Source organism: Candidatus Thorarchaeota archaeon (genome assembly GCA_013388835.1).
Lineage (GTDB): Archaea > Asgardarchaeota > Thorarchaeia > Thorarchaeales > Thorarchaeaceae > JACAEL01.
Genome location: JACAEL010000105.1, coordinates 1 through 1,757, shown reverse-complemented (window position 1 = coordinate 1,757; position 1,757 = coordinate 1). Strand labels below are relative to the sequence as shown.

4 protein-coding genes are annotated in these 1,757 nt (G+C 41.1%); all 4 read right to left on the bottom strand.

What is annotated here, in order from left to right; genetic code table 11:
* Positions 1-62 precede the first annotated feature (62 nt).
* On the bottom strand, positions 63-500 hold the full coding sequence (locus HXY34_14120) for a CoA-binding protein (protein NWF97270.1): 438 nt from the start codon (positions 498-500) through the stop codon (positions 63-65).
* Positions 501-692: 192 nt separating this feature from the next.
* A complete protein-coding gene (locus HXY34_14115) occupies positions 693-920 on the bottom strand; it encodes a hypothetical protein (GenBank protein ID NWF97269.1) in 228 nt (75 codons plus the stop codon).
* A 39-nt stretch (positions 921-959) separates the two neighbouring features.
* Positions 960-1,553 carry a hypothetical protein gene (locus HXY34_14110; protein NWF97268.1) on the bottom strand — a complete coding sequence of 198 codons (594 nt, stop codon included), beginning with the start codon at positions 1,551-1,553 and terminating at the stop codon, positions 960-962.
* A 36-nt stretch (positions 1,554-1,589) separates the two neighbouring features.
* On the bottom strand, positions 1,590-1,757 hold a 168-nt coding region (locus HXY34_14105), incomplete at its 5' end, for a PDZ domain-containing protein (protein NWF97267.1).

The following is a 1,757-nucleotide window of genomic DNA, read 5'->3' as shown; positions in this document are numbered from 1 at the left end:
CATTAATTTTGGGTGAGGCTGTCTAAGCATAACCATGCAACGCCAGGATTTGAGTGTGGTTACTATGTTCTAGCTGAGAGTAGACACTTGTGCTCTTGCATCATGCACTTGTCCATTATGACTTTCATTCCTGCCTTCTTCGCCAAGTCTGCTGCCTCTTCATTGATTATACCAAGCTGCATCCAAACAACATGCGGTTTCCCATGCAACCGTTTCAGTTGCACGGCCTGCTCTACTATGGCAAGGGCTTCTTGGGCTGGTCTGAAAATGTCAACAACCTCTATGGTTTTCTGAACTTCAATAGGCGTGTCCAATAGACTTTTGTAGCTTTTCTCGCCCAAGACTTCATCCGCAAAAGGATTAATAGGCACGATTTGAAAACCGTTTTTCTTCAAATATTCTGCGACTCTATGACTATCTTTGGAAGGCTCTCTTGACAATCCTACGATGGCGACAATCTTGTAGTTTGCCAAGACTTCTCTAATTTCGTTTTGGCTCAATTTCTAACAATGCTCCTTCAAAAAGGTGATTTCACACAATATAACTTCTCAAATAAGTGCTCTGTCTGATGCAAGTCATGTATCTTCTAAGCATCTCATCCAATGCTCTCTTTAGATCCTCATCGGGCATTGATCCGATCGACTGCCCCACAGGTCTTCCGTTGCAAAGGAACATCAAGGTCGGCGTACTCATCACACCGATAGGTTAGTTGCGATTTCTTGATTATCCTGACTCGCCAAAATGTTCAGTTTAGCAAATTTTATCTTTCCACGGTATTCTCCAGCTGTTTGCTCAAATATTGGAGTGAAACGCATGCACCATGGGCATTTTTCGTGCCAGAAGTAAACAATTGTTAATACGCTAGATTTTGAAACTTCATCCTCCCAATTTGTTAGGCTCAATTCTACTATATTTCCCATGATTAATCACATCAAGCATTATATTGAAAGAGTTGATTTTTAAGCAATCTGGAGGCGCCATCTACGTATGATTCGCTGAATGAAATATCCAACAATAATGGCGCAAGCTACAATAGCTAAAGAACTGAAAAAAACAATAATTAACAGGTTATCGGTCTCAAGGATAAATGCTATTGAGATTGCCTCAAGAAAGACGCCGAAATATAAGCTTGCGTTGCTTTTTATGAACTCTGTGAATTCAGTTAGCATTGTCTTTGAGTAGCGGATCAGCAAGATTATGGTTGAAGCAAGCGCTACGAACATTATGATAAGGGTGTAGGTGATGTCTGCCCAATAACTTTCGCTTTTAAGTTCTAGCAGAAGACCAAATTCATCTCCTATGAGTCCTCCGCCTGCACCGAAAAGAATTGCTGCGACTCTGTTTATGCGTTCGCTTTCGACGGTGATGCCTAGCCAACCTCCTATGGCAATCATTGCGAGGCCATACCAAAAATGGTGAATGTGGTATCCGCTGACTTGCCAAAATGCTGTTGGATTTATGCTTGTGAAAACTCTGGCAACGGCGAAAGAGGCGATGAAAGAGATTAACGCTAATACAGATAGGTTGGGTTTTGTCTTGATTCTTTTTTCCATGATTTGTTTGTTGGCACGCTCCAGTTAATAGTATTTTTAAGGCATTTTGCTCAGTGTTACTTCAAAGAAGTGTTCTTTGCCTCTGCGAAGGATAAATATTCTTATTTTCTCTCCGACTTTTCTTTTATGAATCTCCTTGAGCAAGTCTTCAATGCGATAGACGTCTACGTCATCTAGCCTAAAGATTATGTCACCAGCAACTAT

Excerpts from the sequence above, each read along its gene's own strand:
- HXY34_14115 (NWF97269.1), bottom strand. The coding sequence starts at position 920 with ATGGGAAATATAGTAGAATTGAGCCTAACAAATTGGGAGGATGAAGTT.
- HXY34_14110 (NWF97268.1), bottom strand. The coding sequence starts at position 1,553 with ATGGAAAAAAGAATCAAGACAAAACCCAACCTATCTGTATTAGCGTTA.